Source organism: Klebsiella quasivariicola (assembly GCF_002269255.1).
GTDB classification, from domain to species: Bacteria; Pseudomonadota; Gammaproteobacteria; order Enterobacterales; family Enterobacteriaceae; genus Klebsiella; species Klebsiella quasivariicola.
On sequence record NZ_CP022823.1, the window covers coordinates 1876052 to 1890817 of the forward strand.

The window sequence follows — 14766 nt, forward strand, 5'->3', positions numbered from 1 at the left end:
GACAACAGATGAAAAGTAAAAAAATATTGATCGTAGGTGCTGGCTTCTCTGGTGCAGTTATCGGTCGCCAACTTGCTGAGAAGGGACATCAAGTCCACATTATCGATCAGCGTAATCATATTGGGGGAAATTCCTATGATGCACGCGACTCTGAAACGAATGTGATGGTACATGTTTATGGGCCCCATATTTTCCATACTGACAATGAAACAGTGTGGAACTATGTCAATAAGCATGCAGAGATGATGCCCTATGTGAACCGGGTTAAAGCGACAGTTAATGGTCAGGTATTTTCCCTACCTATTAATTTGCATACTATCAATCAGTTTTTCTCAAAAACTTGTTCTCCTGATGAGGCCAGAGCGCTCATTGCTGAGAAAGGGGACAGCACTATTGCTGATCCACAAACTTTTGAAGAGCAAGCGTTACGCTTTATTGGTAAAGAGTTATATGAGGCCTTTTTTAAAGGATATACGATTAAACAGTGGGGGATGCAACCCTCGGAACTGCCCGCATCTATTCTTAAACGTCTTCCTGTTCGTTTTAACTATGATGATAATTATTTTAACCACAAATTTCAGGGCATGCCGAAATGTGGTTATACGCAGATGATTAAGTCCATTCTCAATCATGAGAATATCAAGATTGACTTACAGCGGGAATTTATCGTTGAAGAGCGAACTCATTACGATCACGTATTCTATAGCGGTCCATTAGATGCGTTTTATGGCTACCAATATGGCCGTCTGGGCTATCGAACATTAGATTTTAAAAAGTTTACCTATCAGGGTGATTACCAGGGCTGCGCAGTGATGAACTATTGTTCTGTGGATGTGCCCTATACTCGCATCACTGAACATAAATATTTTTCTCCCTGGGAACAACACGACGGCTCTGTTTGTTATAAAGAGTATAGCCGTGCTTGCGAAGAAAATGATATTCCTTACTATCCTATTCGTCAGATGGGAGAAATGGCTCTTCTTGAAAAATATTTGTCACTGGCCGAGAATGAAACCAATATCACTTTTGTCGGTCGTCTTGGAACCTACCGTTACCTTGATATGGATGTGACCATCGCCGAAGCATTGAAAACGGCAGAAGTCTATTTAAATTCACTCACTGAAAATCAGCCAATGCCTGTGTTTACGGTTTCTGTACGATGAAATATACGGCATTGATAGTGACATTCAATCGGCTCGGTAAACTGAAAAAAACCGTTGAAGAGACCCTCAAACTTGAATTCACTAATATTGTTATTGTCAATAACGGGTCCACGGATGGGACCCAAGCCTGGCTTTCGTCAATTGTTGATACACGAGTCATTGTATTAACCCTCACCGAGAATACCGGTGGGGCGGGGGGCTTTAAAACCGGTAGTCAGTATATCTGTGAACAGCTGGCAAGTGATTGGGTATTTTTCTACGATGACGATGCTTACCCCTATCCAGACACGTTGAAGTCCTTTTCACAGCTGGATAAGCGGGGATGTCGGGTATTTAGTGGACTGGTGAAAGATCCGCAAGGAAAACCGTGTCCGATGAATATGCCGTTCTCGCGTGTGCCAACTTCCCTTGGCGACACTGTACGCTATTTACGCTACCCTGCAGAGTTTATCCCGGCAGCCAATCGTTCTATGTTCGTACAAACGGTTTCATTTGTTGGGATGGTCATACATCGTGATCTGCTCGAGACCAGTCTTGACTACATTCGCGAACAGCTCTTTATCTACTTTGATGATCTTTACTTTGGCTATCAGCTATCATTAGCTGGTGAGCAAATTATGTATAGCCCGGAGTTGCTTTTTTATCATGATGTGAGTATTCAGGGCAAACTTATTGCACCTGAATGGAAGGTTTACTATCTATGCCGTAATTTGATCCTGTCGAAGAAAATATTCCAGAAAAATGGCGTGTATAGCAATTCAGCGATAGCGATACGCATCCTAAAATATATATTAATCCTGCCATGGCAACGTCAAAAATATTCCTATATGAAATTTATTCTTCGTGGAATTTCACATGGCATAAAAGGTATTAGTGGTAAGTATCATTAAGTGGGCATAGCAATGAGAAAATTGTGTTATTTCATAAATTCGGATTGGTACTTCGATTTACACTGGATCGATCGTGCCATCGCCTCCCGTGATGCAGGTTATGAGATTCACATCATCAGCCATTTTATTGATGACAATATAATAAATAAATTCAAAACATTCGGCTTTATTTGCCATAATGTTACTCTTGATGCTCAATCTTTTAATGCATTAGTTTTCTTTCGTACTTACCATGATGTGCAAAAAATTATTAAAAATATAAAACCGGATCTCTTGCATTGCATCACTATCAAACCATGTTTGATTGGTGGTGTGCTCGCGAAGAAATTTAATCTGCCGGTCATCGTAAGTTTTGTTGGGCTTGGAAGAGTATTTTCTTCAGACAGCATGCCTTTAAAATTATTGCGGCAGTTTACTATTGCTGCATATAAATATATTGCCAGTAATAAGCGCTGTATATTTATGTTTGAACATGACCGTGACAGAAAAAAACTGGCTAAGTTGGTTGGACTCGAAGAACAACAGACTATTGTTATTGATGGTGCAGGCATTAATCCAGAGATATACAAATATTCTCTTGAACAGAATCACGATGTCCCTGTTGTATTGTTTGCCAGCCGTATGTTGTGGAGTAAAGGACTGGGCGACTTAATTGAGGCGAAGAAAATATTACGCAGTAAGAATATTCACTTTACTTTGAATGTTGCTGGAATTCTGGTCGAAAATGATAAAGATGCAATTTCCCTTCAGGTCATTGAAAATTGGCATCAGCAAGGATTAATTAACTGGTTAGGTCGTTCGAATAACGTTTGCGATCTTATTGAGCAATCAAATATCGTTGCTTTGCCGTCAGTTTATTCTGAAGGTGTTCCGCGAATTCTTCTGGAAGCATCTTCTGTGGGTCGCGCTTGTATTGCTTATGATGTTGGTGGTTGTGATAGCCTTATTATTGATAACGATAATGGAATTATTGTTAAAAGCAATTCACCTGAAGAGCTGGCTGATAAACTTGCCTTTTTGCTTAGCAATCCTAAAGCACGCGTTGAAATGGGTATTAAGGGGAGGAAACGTATACAAGATAAATTTTCAAGTGTTATGATTATCGATAAAACATTGCAAATATATCATGATGTAGTTCGATGATGTGTAAGTTTCACATTTATTATTGTGAAAAACCTTCATATTGATAATAGTAATGTTTATATAATGTAATTCAATATACTACTAATGGGATTTTTATGGCTCATGAAAAAAGTGATATAATTGTTTCGGTCGTTATTCCTGTTTACAACGCCGAAGAGTATATTGCAGATACTCTAAAAAACATTGTTTCACAGTCATTGTATGAAATTGAAATTATAATAATCAATGATCATTCGAGTGATAATACATTAAATATCCTTAAGGAGATTGCATCCAGCGATGAAAGAATACGAATTATTGATAACGCTGTAAATATTGGAGCTGGCATATCACGTAATATAGGTCTTTCAGAAGCAAAGGGAGAATATATAATATTTCTTGATGATGATGATTATGTCGATACGAACATGTTGAAGCACATGTCTGATTGTGCGGAGCTATCAGGGGCAGATATCGTTGTATGCAGAAGCCGCTCATTTAATCTACAATCTCTCCAGTATGCTCCAATGCCAGATTCAATTCGAAAAGATTTATTACCTGAAAAAGCAGTTTTCTCGCCTGGAGATATTGAGCGAGACTTTTTCAGGGCATTTATATGGTGGCCATGGGACAAACTATTCCGACGTGAATTTATTATTCAGCACTCGTTGAGCTACCAAGATTTAAGAACATCAAATGATCTGTTTTTTGTGTGTGCATCTATGCTTAGTGCCGAAAAGGTAACTATTCTTGATGAAATATTGATTGCTCATACGATTAATCGAAAAACATCATTGTCTTCAACTCGCTCCGTTTCCTATCATTGCGCACTTGATGCACTTGTTGCTCTAAGGGATTTTCTTTTTAAAAATGGCATGATGCAAAAGCGACAAAGGGATTTTTATAATTACATTGTCGTATTCCTTGAGTGGCACTTAAATACGCTATCGGGTGAAGCCTTTAATAAACTGTTTCAAGATGTCAAATTATTCATCAGCAGTTTTGATATCAATAATGAAGACTTTTATGATGAGTTTATTCTTTCTGCTTATCGACGAATCGCTGATATGTCTGCTGAAGAGTATCTTTTTTCATTAAAAGATCGGGTTCTTAATGAATTAGAGGATGCCCAACGAAATATTTTGACCTTACAAAACGAAGTTGAGGAGATAAAACAGCAGCTTCAACAAAAGGACGAAATGATTGCTTCTATGAATAGGGAGAATTTAGCTATTAAAGCAGATAATAAAATTCTCGAAAATTACAATGAAGAACTAAAGACTGTACAAACAAAGTTTCTTAAACTACTCTCAAGCAAAGACTAGTATTTAAAAGCGTATTTTATGATTACTGTTATAGTGCCCCCATAAAAAATGAGGGCGGCACAGAAATTACTAATAATTTATCGTGGACCTTCGCATTGCATCTGACGTTTTGATAACCATACAATCATCAATACATCGATTGGTCTCAGAAATTATAACGTTGTTAGATAGTTTGAAATTAAATCCTTTCATAATTCTGATCTCTTCAGCCATACCTTTGAGCGCCCAGGGTGCTGCTAATGAAATATTCCCAAACTCATCATATCTCTGTGTTTTTGTAAAGGCATTGTAAGCAGGATCTGTGAGATCGAACATTAATTTTCCTGTATAATGCTTAGGTATTTTATTAGTTATTTCCGCAGCAAGTGCCTGAATTTCAGAGCGTTGAGGAATAATAAATCCATTTATAATATTATACTGAGCTATTATCATAATTGTTAAAGCGATAAGAGGCCAGACAAAGGCTTGCTTAAGTAGTCTACTGACAATGCTATTTATGCCAATAAGAAATAGAGTTGATATAATAAGTTCTAAGGCCACTAACGAGCGGAATGCTGCCCAATTTTCTTTTGTCGCTAAATTTGGAGCGTAGGAACCGATCCCGATCGCTATGACTATTAACGTTTTCCATCTGCCTGATTTTCCCATCAAAATAGTATATAAGCCGATTAAAATTGCAAACGCGGAGAACCAGGAATATATTTTTGCTGGTTGTATGTTATAGTTATTTACAGCGTTTATTAGTGATTCATTTATGAACCATTTCATTTTTCCACCGAAATCTGCGGTTAACTCAGCTCTCGATAATGATTCCCCATATAGCCAGACAGGAAATACTTTTGACATGATAAAACTGCCTGCAACACCAATAACTAAAATGATAAAACATGTCGCAACCTTTTTTACAGTTAAACTATTTTCTTTTTTTACGCAACTATCAAGCATAAAAAAGAATAAGAACGTAATTGCTGTCGGTTGATATATTGCAAATGCCACCCATAAGACAACAATGGATGCTAATTTTTCTGGCAATGACGACCGCTGCTTCGAATGTGGAAAGCATTTATTATAACTAATACCTGCAAGCAACACTGAAATAGTGAATGGGAAACATGTTGCCCATGAAGCATAAACTTGAAACGCAGGGAGTAGGCAAATTAACAGCGGAAATATTACTTTGAACGCGAGGTTGTCAAATATTTTTCTGCTGTCTATGAAGTTGTAAATGAAGCCACTTAAGGCAACAAGACTTAATATATTAAAAAGTCGCAAATACGAAAATGAAGAAATATCATTAATTAGCATTTGCCCATAGTAACGGAACACAGCATAAACGGGACGACCAGATTGGACATCCCACTGAAAAGAAGAGCCGTTTCTTGTTATAGCATCAAAGAATGTGGACCAGTCGTCTGAAAATGCATATGAAAAGAAAATTACTGGTGAAAATGTTAACATAAGCAAAAAGAAATAAAAAATGTAAACGTTTTTTTTATTTCCCTCTGCTAAAGGATTGATCAGATTTTGCATGTTATTTTCCATTGCTATCATTACCTACGCTTTCATCAATGAAATATTTAGGTCTATTTTTTGTCTCTATATAAATTTTGCCGACATATTCACCTATAATACCTAAGGAAAGCATTTGCACACCGCCAAGAAAGAATATAGCGATCATGACTGATGTCCATCCCTCAACTGTAGTACCAGTTGTTTTTTGAATTAAAGCATAAATCGCTGCGATGGTAGATATTATGCAAGGGCTTTGTTGAATAAATCGAACTTTTGCTGAGTTGAAGGATCAGATCACGCATCTTCCCGACAACGCAGACCGTTCCGTGGCAAAGCAAAAGTTCAAAATCACCAACTGGCCCACCTACAATAAAGCCCTCATCAACCGTGGCTCCATAACTTTCTGGCTGGATGATGAAGCTATTCAGGCCTGGTATGAGTCAGCAACACCTTCTTCACGAGGCAGACCTCAGCGCTATTCTGACCTTGCCATCACGACTGTGCTGGTCATTAAACGCGTGTTCAGGCTGACCCTGCGGGCTGCGCAGGGTTTTATTGATTCCATTTTTGCCCTGATGAACGTTCCGTTGCGCTGCCCGGATTACACCAGTGTCAGTAAGCGGGCAAAGTCGGTTAATGTCAGTTTCAAAACGTTCACCCGGGGTGAAATCGCGCATCTGGTGATTGATTCCACCGGGCTGAAGGTCTTTGGTGAAGGCGAGTGGAAAGTCAAAAAGCATGGCCAGGAACGCCGCCGTATCTGGCGTAAGCTGCATCTCGCCGTTGACAGTAAAACACATGAAATCATCTGCGCTGACCTGTCGCTGAACAATGTGACGGACTCAGAGGCCTTCCCGGGTCTTATCCGGCAGACTCACAGAAAAATCAGGGCAGCATCGGCAGACGGCGCTTACGACACCCGGCTCTGTCACGATGAACTGCGCCGCAAAAAAATCAGCGCGCTTATCCCGCCCCGAAAAGGCGCGGGTTACTGGCCCGGTGAATATGCAGACCGTAACCGTGCTGTTGCGAATCAGCGGCTGACCGGGAGTAATGCGCGGTGGAAATGGACAACAGACTACAACCGTCGCTCGATAGCGGAAACGGCGATGTACCGGGTAAAACAGCTGTTCGGAGGTTCACTGACGCTGCGTGACTACGATGGTCAGGTTGCGGAGGCTATGGCCCTGGTACGAGCGCTGAACAAAATGACGAAAGCAGGTATGCCTGAAAGCATGCGTATTGCCTGAAAACACAACCCGCTACGGGGGAGACTTACCCGAAATCTGATTTATTCAACAAAGCCTTATGCAAGTTATAAAACCTGTCATGGCTATAATTCGTAACGGTGTAACTGATAATGAGGTAATTCCCTCGAGAGCCAGCGCAAGCATTTTTTTAATTGGATATTTTGATTCGCCTGCAATTCTCTCTTCACGGCTATATTGCACCTCGATCGAGGGATATCCCACAAGAGGCACTAATCCACGTAAATATATATTTTGCTCTTTATATTGTTTAAGCGCCTCCAACGCACGATTACTTAATAATCGATAATCTGCATGATTTGGAGTTTGATTTACACCCATGTGGGACATTATTGCGTAAAATGCATTAGCTGTTGTACGTTTAAAAAAAGTGTCACTGTCTCGATTACATCTTACGCCGTATACTATGTCATATCCCTGGCTGTAAGCGTCAATCATTTTTTCGATGCAATTTACATCATCTTGTAGATCCGCATCGATGCTAATGGTTACGTCTGTATCGACCGAGCGTAACCCTGCCATTAAGGCAATTTGATGTCCTTTATTTCTTGATAATTTTATTCCTCGCACATAGTGATAAGCGGTCGAGGCATCTTTAATTTGTGCCCAAGTATTGTCACGACTACCATCATCGACAAACAAAAGATAACTATTGTTGTTAATTTTATTTCTGGCTATCAATGAATTTAGTACATTCGAAAGCTTTTCGAGACAGAAAGGAAAAGCCTCTTGTTCATTATAGCAAGGTACCACAATAGCTAAAGAAGGAGTGCTTTTTATATCAGTTGAGGTTGTCATTTCATCGCCCAGAACTTGTTTAAAATAAAACCTGTGATAGTGTATGTGAACATCCCAAGGATTTGTGCTGAATATATTTTTTCTGGCATAAAAACGAAGAATATTTTTATGACAATGATATTTGCCACATAACAAATGAAGCAAACACATAAAAATTTTATGAGTCTATTGATACTAATTGGTTGCGTAAATGTAAATATTGTGTTTGCTATGAAGCTGAAAACAATACCTACAACATAACCCATCGCATTGGACAGATAAATGCCAAGACCCAAATGCATTAGCAGGAAAATTACAACTGCCGTAATTAGTGTATTGACTATCCCAACTAACCCATATTTCATTAGTTGCCATAATGGGCCTGAACTTGGCATTATATACTCCGCTAGTGTTCCAATTGGATGTTAAAGGCGGCAGCATTCTAACAAACTACATCTGTCATGTGAATCCAATTCACATCTCAAATATTAGGTTGTAAAGGATATTGGGGGAGTATTTCGAGGGCTGCGTGAAGGGTTCATTTAGAAAGAGTAATTAATGGCGGTTTTATAACCGCCATGTCTTATATTACCTATGCCGTGCTCTTAAATTATCAATCACTTCCCCGAGATCCAGCCCCTGGTCCTGCAGCAGCACCAGCAGGTGGTACATCAGGTCCGACGCCTCATTCTTCAGCTCGAAGCGGTCGTTCACCGTGGCGGCCAGCGCGGTCTCCACGCCTTCTTCTCCCACTTTCTGCGCGATGCGCTTGGTGCCGCTGGCGTACAGCTTCGCCGTGTAGGAGCTCTCCGGGTCGGCGTGTTTACGCTCGGCCAGCAGCTGCTCCAGCTGATAGAGGAACAGCCACTGGTGGCCGGTTTCGCCGAAGCAGCTTGTGGTGCCTTTGTGGCAGGTCGGTCCGATCGGGTTTACCAGCACCAGCAGCGTATCGTTGTCACAGTCCGGCGTGATGCTCACTACATTGAGGACATGGCCCGAGGTTTCACCCTTGGTCCACAGCCGCTGCTTGGTGCGCGAGTAAAAGGTGACCTTGCCGGTGGCTTCAGTTTTCTCCAGCGCCTCCTTGTTCATGTAGCCGTGCATCAGTACTTCGCCGGATACGGCGTGCTGCACGATGGCCGGCATCATGCCGTCCGTTTTTTCCCAGTCCAGCTGTTCAGTCAACATACCCTTATCTCCACGCCCTGTGCCGCCAGGTACGCTTTCAGTTCGCCAATATTAATAATCTGTTTGTGGAATACCGAGGCCGCCAGCGCGCCGTCAACGTCGGCGTCGCGGAAGGCTTCGAGGAAGTGTTCCATGGTTCCCGCGCCGCCGGAGGCGATCAGCGGCACATGGCACACCGCGCGGACCTTCGCCAGCTGCTGGAGGTCGTAGCCGTTGCGCACCCCGTCCTGGTTCATCATGTTAAGGACGATCTCGCCCGCGCCGCGCTTCTGCACTTCCTCCACCCAGTCGAGGGTTTCCCACTGTGTCACCCGGGTGCGGCTCTCGTCGCCGGTATACTGGTTGACGTGATACTTGCCGGTCTGTGCATCAAACCAGGTATCAATCCCCACCACAATGCACTGCACGCCAAAGCGGTCGGCAAGGCGGGTGATCAGCGTTGGGTCGGCGAGAGCAGGGGAGTTAATCGAGATCTTATCGGCGCCGAAGGAGAGGATCTGCGCTGCATCTTCCAGCGACTTGATCCCGCCCGCCACGCAGAAAGGAATGTCGATCACTTCCGCCACGCGCGAAACCCAGCTCTTGTCGACCACCCGGCCGTCGCTGGAGGCGGTGATATCATAGAACACCAGCTCGTCGGCCCCTTCGTCGGCATAGCGCTTGGCCAGCGGAACGATGTCGCCAATGATCTCGTGATTACGGAACTGCACGCCTTTCACTACCTGGCCGTCGCGGACGTCGAGGCAGGGGATTATCCGTTTTGCCAGCATTGAATGGCCTCCGTTACGTTGAATTTACCTTCCAGCAGCGCGCGACCAACAATCACGCCGCGCACCCCGGTGCCGCGCAGGGCGGCAATATCATTGAGATCGCCGATGCCGCCGGATGACTGAAACGCCACCTGCGGGTAGCGGGCGCAGACTTCCTCGTACAGCGAAACGTTAGAGCCCGCCAGCGTGCCGTCGCGGGAGATATCGGTGCACAGCACGTGCTGCAGACCGACCGGCAGATAGCTCTCCACCAGCTCCTCCAGCGTTACGCCGGAGTTTTCCTGCCAGCCGCTGACCGCCACCTGCTTGTTGCCGTCGGCGTCAATGCGCACATCGAGCGCCAGCACCAGCCGTTCAGGGCCAAAGCGTTTAAACCAGCCTTTTACTTCTTCCGGTGACTTCACCGCGGTGGAGCCGACCACCACGCGGGCGACGCCGGCCTCAAGCAGAGCCGCGACATCCGCTTCGGTCCGCACGCCGCCGCCAACCTGTACCGGGACGTCAACCCCGGCGACCAGCGATTTCAGCAGCGGGATCTGGCGCTTCGCCGGATCCTTCGCCCCGGTCAGGTCGACCAGGTGCAGGACTTTTGCCCCCTGAGCGGCATAGGCCTGCAGGCGCGGCAGCGGATCGCTGCCATAGTCGCGCTGCTGGCCGTAATCGCCCTGATGGAGACGAACGACGGTGCCGTCGATTAAATCTAAAGCAGGAATAATCATCACATCTCCAGGAAGTTTTTCAGCAGCTGCGCCCCGGCGCTCCCGGAGCGCTCCGGGTGAAACTGCACGCCATAGAAGTTATCTTTCTGCACCGCGGCGGTGAACGCCTCGCCGTAATTGCACTGGGCGATGGTGTACGGGTTGACCGGCATGGCGTAGCTGTGCACGAAGTAGAAATACGCGCCTTCTTCAATGCCGCGGAACAGCCGATCGCCAGCTTTGGCATACACCCGGTTCCAGCCCATGTGCGGCAATGGCAGACCGTGGTCGGTCATCTTCGGCACCGCTTCTTCGATAATGCCCAGCAGATCGACGCCGTTGTTCTCCTCGCTGCGCTTGCCGAGCAGCTGCATGCCCAGGCAAATCCCCAGCACCGGCTGGGTACAGGCTTTGATCAGGTCGATCAGTTCCCGGTCGCGCAGCTGATCCATCGCCGCCTGGGCGGTGCCGACGCCGGGAAGAAACAGTTTATCGGCACGCAATACCACTTCCGGATCGCGGCTGACCACCGGCTCATAGCCGTGGCGGCCAATCGCCGATTTCACCGAATTGATGTTGGCGCAGCCGGTATCAAGGATCACCACATTCATTACAGCACCCCTTTGGAAGACGGCAGGGCATCGCCCTGGACGCGGATCGCCTGGCGCAGCGTACGGCCAAAGGCTTTGAACAGGCTCTCCACGCGGTGGTGATCGTTCTTGCCCTTGGTTTTCAGGTGCAGGGTCACCGCCATGGTGTAGGAGAGCGAGCGGAAGAAGTGTTCCACCATCTCGGTGCTCAGATCGCCGACGCGCTGATAGGTGAAGTCCGCCTTATACTCCAGGTGCGGACGGCCGGAGATATCCAGCGCGCAGCGGGCGAGACACTCGTCCATCGGCAGCACGAAGCCGAAGCGGTTGATGCCGCGCTTGTCGCCAAGGGCCAGCTTCAGGGCTTCGCCGAGGGCCAGGCCGGTATCCTCCACCGTGTGGTGATCGTCGATGTACAGATCGCCGCCGACGTTAACCTCCATGCGGAAGCCGCCGTGGGTGGCGATTTGGTCGAGCATATGGTCAAAAAAGCCGACGCCGGTATGGATCTTGCTGCCGCCTTCGCGGTCCAGCCACACTTTCACATCCACCTGGGTCTCTTTGGTGACGCGCTCGACGTGGGCATAGCGGTCGCGGCGGGTCAGCTGCTCGCAGATGGTCGGCCAGTCGAGCGTCTCGCGGTCATAGCGCAGACCGGTAATTCCCATGTTATCCGCCAGCTCAAGGTCGGTGGCCCGGTCGCCAATCACATAGCTGTGGGCTTTATCCAGCACGCCCTCTTCCAGCCACGGCAGCACCAGCTGCGTTTTCGGCTTGCGGCAGGCGCAGTTGTCGCCCGGGAAGTGCGGACAAATCAGCACCTCTTCGAAATTGACGCCCTGCGAGGCGAAAATCTGCATCATCAGGTTGTGCGGGCCATCAAACGCTTCCTGCGGCAGGCTGTCCGTCCCCAGACCATCCTGATTGGTGATCATCACCAGCTTATAGCCTTCCTGCTGCAGCTTAAGCAGCGCCGGGATCACCTGCGGCTCAAACGCCAGCTTGTCGAACCGGTCCACCTGGAAATCCTCCGGTGGTTCGGAAATCAGGGTGCCGTCACGGTCAATAAAGAGATACTTCTGGGTCATACATTCTCCGCAGTCAAGGCGTCAATCACGCGCTGGCTCTCGGCACGGGTACCGATAGTGATACGCAAACAGCCGCTTAATGAAGGTTGTTTATTCTGGTCACGTAAGATAATGCCCTGATCCCACAAAGATTTAAACACTGCGCTGGAGGCGGTTATCCGCGCCAGGACATAGTTCGTTTCGGAATCGAAGACCTGCTCTACGCAGGCGATGCCGCGCAGTTGTTCCACCAGGTAGCGGCGCTCGTCAAGGATCTGCGTGACGCGCTGGCGCATTGCCGCGATGCCTTCCGCGCTCAGGGCCTGGGCGGCGATATCGGCCACCGGCGTGGAGAGCGGGTACGGGGCGATCACTTTCAGCAGCACGTTAATCACCTCGGCGTTGGCGAGGGTGAAGCCGCAGCGCAGGCCGGCGAGGGCGAAGGCTTTGGACAGCGTGCGCAGCACCACCAGGTGTGGATAGTCGCTGAGCCAGCCGGCCAGCGTCGCCTGCGGGCAGAATTCAATGTAGGCTTCGTCGGCCACCACGATGGCTTTGCCGCGGGTCATCTCCAGCAGGTCGCGCATCGACTGCGGGTCGATAATCTGCCCGGTCGGGTTGTTCGGGCTGCAGACGAAGACCACCTTCACCCCGTCCAGTTGCGCTTCGATACCCGGCAGGTCGAGCTGCCAGTCGGCCAGCGTCGGCACAGTGCGGCATTCGACGCCGATGGTTTCGGCGCTGACGCTGTACATGCCGTAGGTCGGCGGGCAGTAGAGCACGGCGTCCTCACCTGGTTCACAGAAGGCGCGGATCAGCAGCTCGATGCCTTCGTCGGCGCCGCGGCTGACCAGCACCTGCTCCGGTTTGACCTCGGCGTAGCGGGCGTAGCTCTCAATCACGGCCTTCGGCTGCGGCTCCGGATAGCGGTTCAGCGTCTGCTCGGTCAGCTGGAAGGCCACGGCGGTGGGGAATTCGTTGGCGTTGAGCCAGACATCGCCTTTACCGCCCAGGCGGCGAGCGGATTGATACGGGGTCAGCGCGCGGACGTTTGCGCGGGCTAAATCTTCAATGCTCATGCTTGCTCCTTCAGGGCGGCAACGCGCAGCGTTACGGCGTTTTTGTGGGCGTCAAGGCGCTCGGCGGCGGCCAGGATCTCAATCGTTGAGGCGAGGGCGGCAAAGCCGTCGCGCGACAGCTCCTGCACGGTCATCCGCTTCTGGAAGTCAGCCAGACCGAGGCTTGAGCAGGTGGCGGTATAACCATAGGTCGGCAGGACGTGGTTGGTGCCCGAGGCGTAGTCGCCCGCGGATTCCGGTGACCAGTCACCGAGGAAAACCGAGCCGGCGCTGGTGATGCTGTCCACCAGCTCGCGGGCCTGACGGGTCTGAATGATCAGGTGCTCCGGGCCGTACTGGTTGGAGATAGCCACGCACTGCGCCAGGTCGCGGGCCACGATGATCCGGCTGGCGGAGAGCGCCACGCGGGCGGTTTCTGCGCGCGGCAGGGCGGCCAGCTGGCGTTCAACCGCCTCGGCGACACGGCTGCCCATCCCGGCGTCCGGGGTCAGGAGGATCACCTGCGAGTCCGGGCCGTGTTCTGCCTGCGACAGCAGGTCGGAGGCAACAAAGTCCGGGTTAGCGCCGCTGTCGGCGATCACCAGTACTTCCGACGGGCCGGCCGGCATGTCGATCGCCGCCCCGTCCAGACGCTGGCTGACCTGGCGTTTGGCTTCCGTCACGTAAGCGTTGCCCGGGCCAAAGATTTTATCCACCTTCGGCACCGACTCGGTACCGAGGGCGAGGGCGGCGATGGCCTGCGCGCCGCCGACGTTAAAGATGGTTTTCACGCCGCACAGCTGCGCGGCATAGAGGATCTCATCGGCAATTGGCGGCGGCGAGCAGAGCACCACCTGCTGACAGCCGGCGATGCGCGCCGGCGTCGCCAGCATCAGCACCGTGGAGAACAGCGGCGCTGAGCCACCCGGAATGTACAGCCCGACGGAGGCGATAGGGCGGGTAACCTGCTGGCAGCGCACGCCCGGCAGCGTTTCGACATCCACCGCCTGCAGCTGTTGCGCGTTGTGGAAGGTCTCGATGTTTTTCACCGCCACCGCCATCGCCTGCTTCAGCTCATCGCTGAGGCGCTCGCCGGCGGCGGCGATCTCCGCCTCGCTCACCTGCAGCGCGGCGACGGTGGTTTTATCAAACTTCGCGCTGTATTCGCGCAGCGCCGCGTCGCCGTTGGCTTTGACGTTATTCAGGATCTCCGTCACCGTTTTACTGATGCTGTCGGAGGCGGAAATCGCCGGGCGCGTTAAGAGTTGCTGTTGTTGGTCTGCGCTACAGCCGTTCCAGTCGATGATTGTGTTGAAGCTCATGATTGTATTCCCCTGT

At 48.8% G+C, this 14766-nt stretch carries 14 protein-coding genes and 2 pseudogenes; 5 read left to right on the forward strand and 11 right to left on the reverse strand.

The window, feature by feature from the left end; all coding sequences use genetic code 11:
• The first annotated feature begins 8 nt into the window (after positions 1-8).
• The 4 genes from rfbD (at position 9) to B8P98_RS09400 (ending at position 4500) form a co-directional block, all read left to right on the forward strand.
• Complete coding sequence (gene rfbD, locus B8P98_RS09385) at positions 9-1163, forward strand: UDP-galactopyranose mutase (protein ID WP_095032918.1); 1155 nt, start codon at positions 9-11, stop codon at positions 1161-1163.
• Complete coding sequence (locus tag B8P98_RS09390; protein WP_095032919.1) at positions 1160-2053, forward strand: glycosyltransferase; 894 nt, start codon at positions 1160-1162, stop codon at positions 2051-2053. The genes rfbD and B8P98_RS09390 overlap by 4 nt, the downstream gene beginning before the upstream one ends.
• The gene (locus B8P98_RS09395; RefSeq protein ID WP_025987645.1) at positions 2054-3196 is read left to right on the forward strand and encodes a glycosyltransferase family 4 protein; all 1143 of its coding nucleotides are present in this window, start codon (positions 2054-2056) and stop codon (positions 3194-3196) included. It abuts the gene before it with no gap.
• Positions 3197-3291: 95 nt separating this feature from the next.
• On the forward strand, positions 3292-4500 hold the full coding sequence (locus B8P98_RS09400) for a glycosyltransferase family 2 protein (RefSeq protein WP_040241566.1): 1209 nt from the start codon (positions 3292-3294) through the stop codon (positions 4498-4500).
• Positions 4501-4569: 69 nt separating this feature from the next.
• On the opposite strand, the gene B8P98_RS09405 is transcribed toward B8P98_RS09400, so the two are convergent.
• A complete protein-coding gene (locus B8P98_RS09405) occupies positions 4570-6030 on the reverse strand; it encodes a glucosyltransferase domain-containing protein (protein WP_095032920.1) in 1461 nt (486 codons plus the stop codon).
• A gap of 1 nt (position 6031) precedes the next feature.
• Positions 6032-6259: pseudogene (locus tag B8P98_RS09410) on the reverse strand (glycosyltransferase); the annotation flags it as partial.
• A gap of 34 nt (positions 6260-6293) precedes the next feature.
• Between B8P98_RS09410 and B8P98_RS09415 the strand changes: the two are divergent.
• The gene (locus B8P98_RS09415) at positions 6294-7262 is read left to right on the forward strand and encodes an IS5 family transposase (protein ID WP_015958259.1); all 969 of its coding nucleotides are present in this window, start codon (positions 6294-6296) and stop codon (positions 7260-7262) included.
• A 57-nt stretch (positions 7263-7319) separates the two neighbouring features.
• Here B8P98_RS09415 and B8P98_RS09420 read toward each other — a convergent pair.
• The 9 genes and pseudogenes from B8P98_RS09420 to hisD form a co-directional block, all read right to left on the reverse strand.
• Positions 7320-8078: pseudogene (locus B8P98_RS09420) on the reverse strand (glycosyltransferase family 2 protein); the annotation flags it as partial.
• Positions 8075-8452, reverse strand: coding sequence for a GtrA family protein (locus B8P98_RS09425; protein ID WP_004198893.1), 378 nt, complete (start codon positions 8450-8452; stop codon positions 8075-8077). The gene B8P98_RS09425 and the pseudogene B8P98_RS09420, both read right to left, overlap by 4 nt.
• Positions 8453-8645: 193 nt before the next feature.
• The gene (gene hisIE / locus B8P98_RS09430; RefSeq protein ID WP_004144136.1) at positions 8646-9245 is read right to left on the reverse strand and encodes a bifunctional phosphoribosyl-AMP cyclohydrolase/phosphoribosyl-ATP diphosphatase HisIE; all 600 of its coding nucleotides are present in this window, start codon (positions 9243-9245) and stop codon (positions 8646-8648) included.
• Positions 9239-10015 carry an imidazole glycerol phosphate synthase subunit HisF gene (gene hisF / locus B8P98_RS09435; protein ID WP_017899707.1) on the reverse strand — a complete coding sequence of 259 codons (777 nt, stop codon included), beginning with the start codon at positions 10013-10015 and terminating at the stop codon, positions 9239-9241. The genes hisIE and hisF overlap by 7 nt, the downstream gene beginning before the upstream one ends.
• Positions 9997-10734, reverse strand: coding sequence for a 1-(5-phosphoribosyl)-5-[(5-phosphoribosylamino)methylideneamino]imidazole-4-carboxamide isomerase (gene hisA / locus B8P98_RS09440; RefSeq protein WP_019705192.1), 738 nt, complete (start codon positions 10732-10734; stop codon positions 9997-9999). Before hisA ends, hisF begins: the two co-directional genes overlap by 19 nt.
• Positions 10734-11324 (reverse strand): imidazole glycerol phosphate synthase subunit HisH, encoded by a 591-nt coding sequence (gene hisH, locus B8P98_RS09445; RefSeq protein ID WP_095032921.1) that lies wholly within the window; start codon positions 11322-11324, stop codon positions 10734-10736. Before hisH ends, hisA begins: the two co-directional genes overlap by 1 nt.
• Positions 11324-12391: a bifunctional histidinol-phosphatase/imidazoleglycerol-phosphate dehydratase HisB gene (gene hisB / locus B8P98_RS09450; RefSeq protein ID WP_004184786.1), complete on the reverse strand. Its 1068-nt coding sequence runs from the start codon at positions 12389-12391 to the stop codon at positions 11324-11326. Before hisB ends, hisH begins: the two co-directional genes overlap by 1 nt.
• The gene (gene hisC / locus B8P98_RS09455) at positions 12388-13449 is read right to left on the reverse strand and encodes a histidinol-phosphate transaminase (protein WP_087806089.1); all 1062 of its coding nucleotides are present in this window, start codon (positions 13447-13449) and stop codon (positions 12388-12390) included. The genes hisB and hisC overlap by 4 nt, the downstream gene beginning before the upstream one ends.
• Positions 13446-14750, reverse strand: coding sequence for a histidinol dehydrogenase (hisD, locus tag B8P98_RS09460; protein ID WP_004184783.1), 1305 nt, complete (start codon positions 14748-14750; stop codon positions 13446-13448). The genes hisC and hisD overlap by 4 nt, the downstream gene beginning before the upstream one ends.
• Positions 14751-14766 lie beyond the last annotated feature (16 nt).

What these genes read in the sequence shown, in the direction of transcription:
- rfbD (WP_095032918.1), top strand. Translation starts at nt 9, where the DNA reads ATGAAAAGTAAAAAAATATTGATCGTAGGTGCTGGCTTCTCTGGTGCA.
- B8P98_RS09390 (WP_095032919.1), top strand. Translation starts at nt 1,160, where the DNA reads ATGAAATATACGGCATTGATAGTGACATTCAATCGGCTCGGTAAACTG.
- B8P98_RS09400 (WP_040241566.1), top strand. Translation starts at nt 3,292, where the DNA reads ATGGCTCATGAAAAAAGTGATATAATTGTTTCGGTCGTTATTCCTGTT.
- B8P98_RS09405 (WP_095032920.1), bottom strand. Translation starts at nt 6,030, where the DNA reads ATGCAAAATCTGATCAATCCTTTAGCAGAGGGAAATAAAAAAAACGTT.
- B8P98_RS09425 (WP_004198893.1), bottom strand. Translation starts at nt 8,452, where the DNA reads ATGCCAAGTTCAGGCCCATTATGGCAACTAATGAAATATGGGTTAGTT.
- hisIE (WP_004144136.1), bottom strand. Translation starts at nt 9,245, where the DNA reads ATGTTGACTGAACAGCTGGACTGGGAAAAAACGGACGGCATGATGCCG.
- hisF (WP_017899707.1), bottom strand. Translation starts at nt 10,015, where the DNA reads ATGCTGGCAAAACGGATAATCCCCTGCCTCGACGTCCGCGACGGCCAG.
- hisA (WP_019705192.1), bottom strand. Translation starts at nt 10,734, where the DNA reads ATGATTATTCCTGCTTTAGATTTAATCGACGGCACCGTCGTTCGTCTC.
- hisH (WP_095032921.1), bottom strand. Translation starts at nt 11,324, where the DNA reads ATGAATGTGGTGATCCTTGATACCGGCTGCGCCAACATCAATTCGGTG.
- hisB (WP_004184786.1), bottom strand. Translation starts at nt 12,391, where the DNA reads ATGACCCAGAAGTATCTCTTTATTGACCGTGACGGCACCCTGATTTCC.
- hisC (WP_087806089.1), bottom strand. Translation starts at nt 13,449, where the DNA reads ATGAGCATTGAAGATTTAGCCCGCGCAAACGTCCGCGCGCTGACCCCG.
- hisD (WP_004184783.1), bottom strand. Translation starts at nt 14,750, where the DNA reads ATGAGCTTCAACACAATCATCGACTGGAACGGCTGTAGCGCAGACCAA.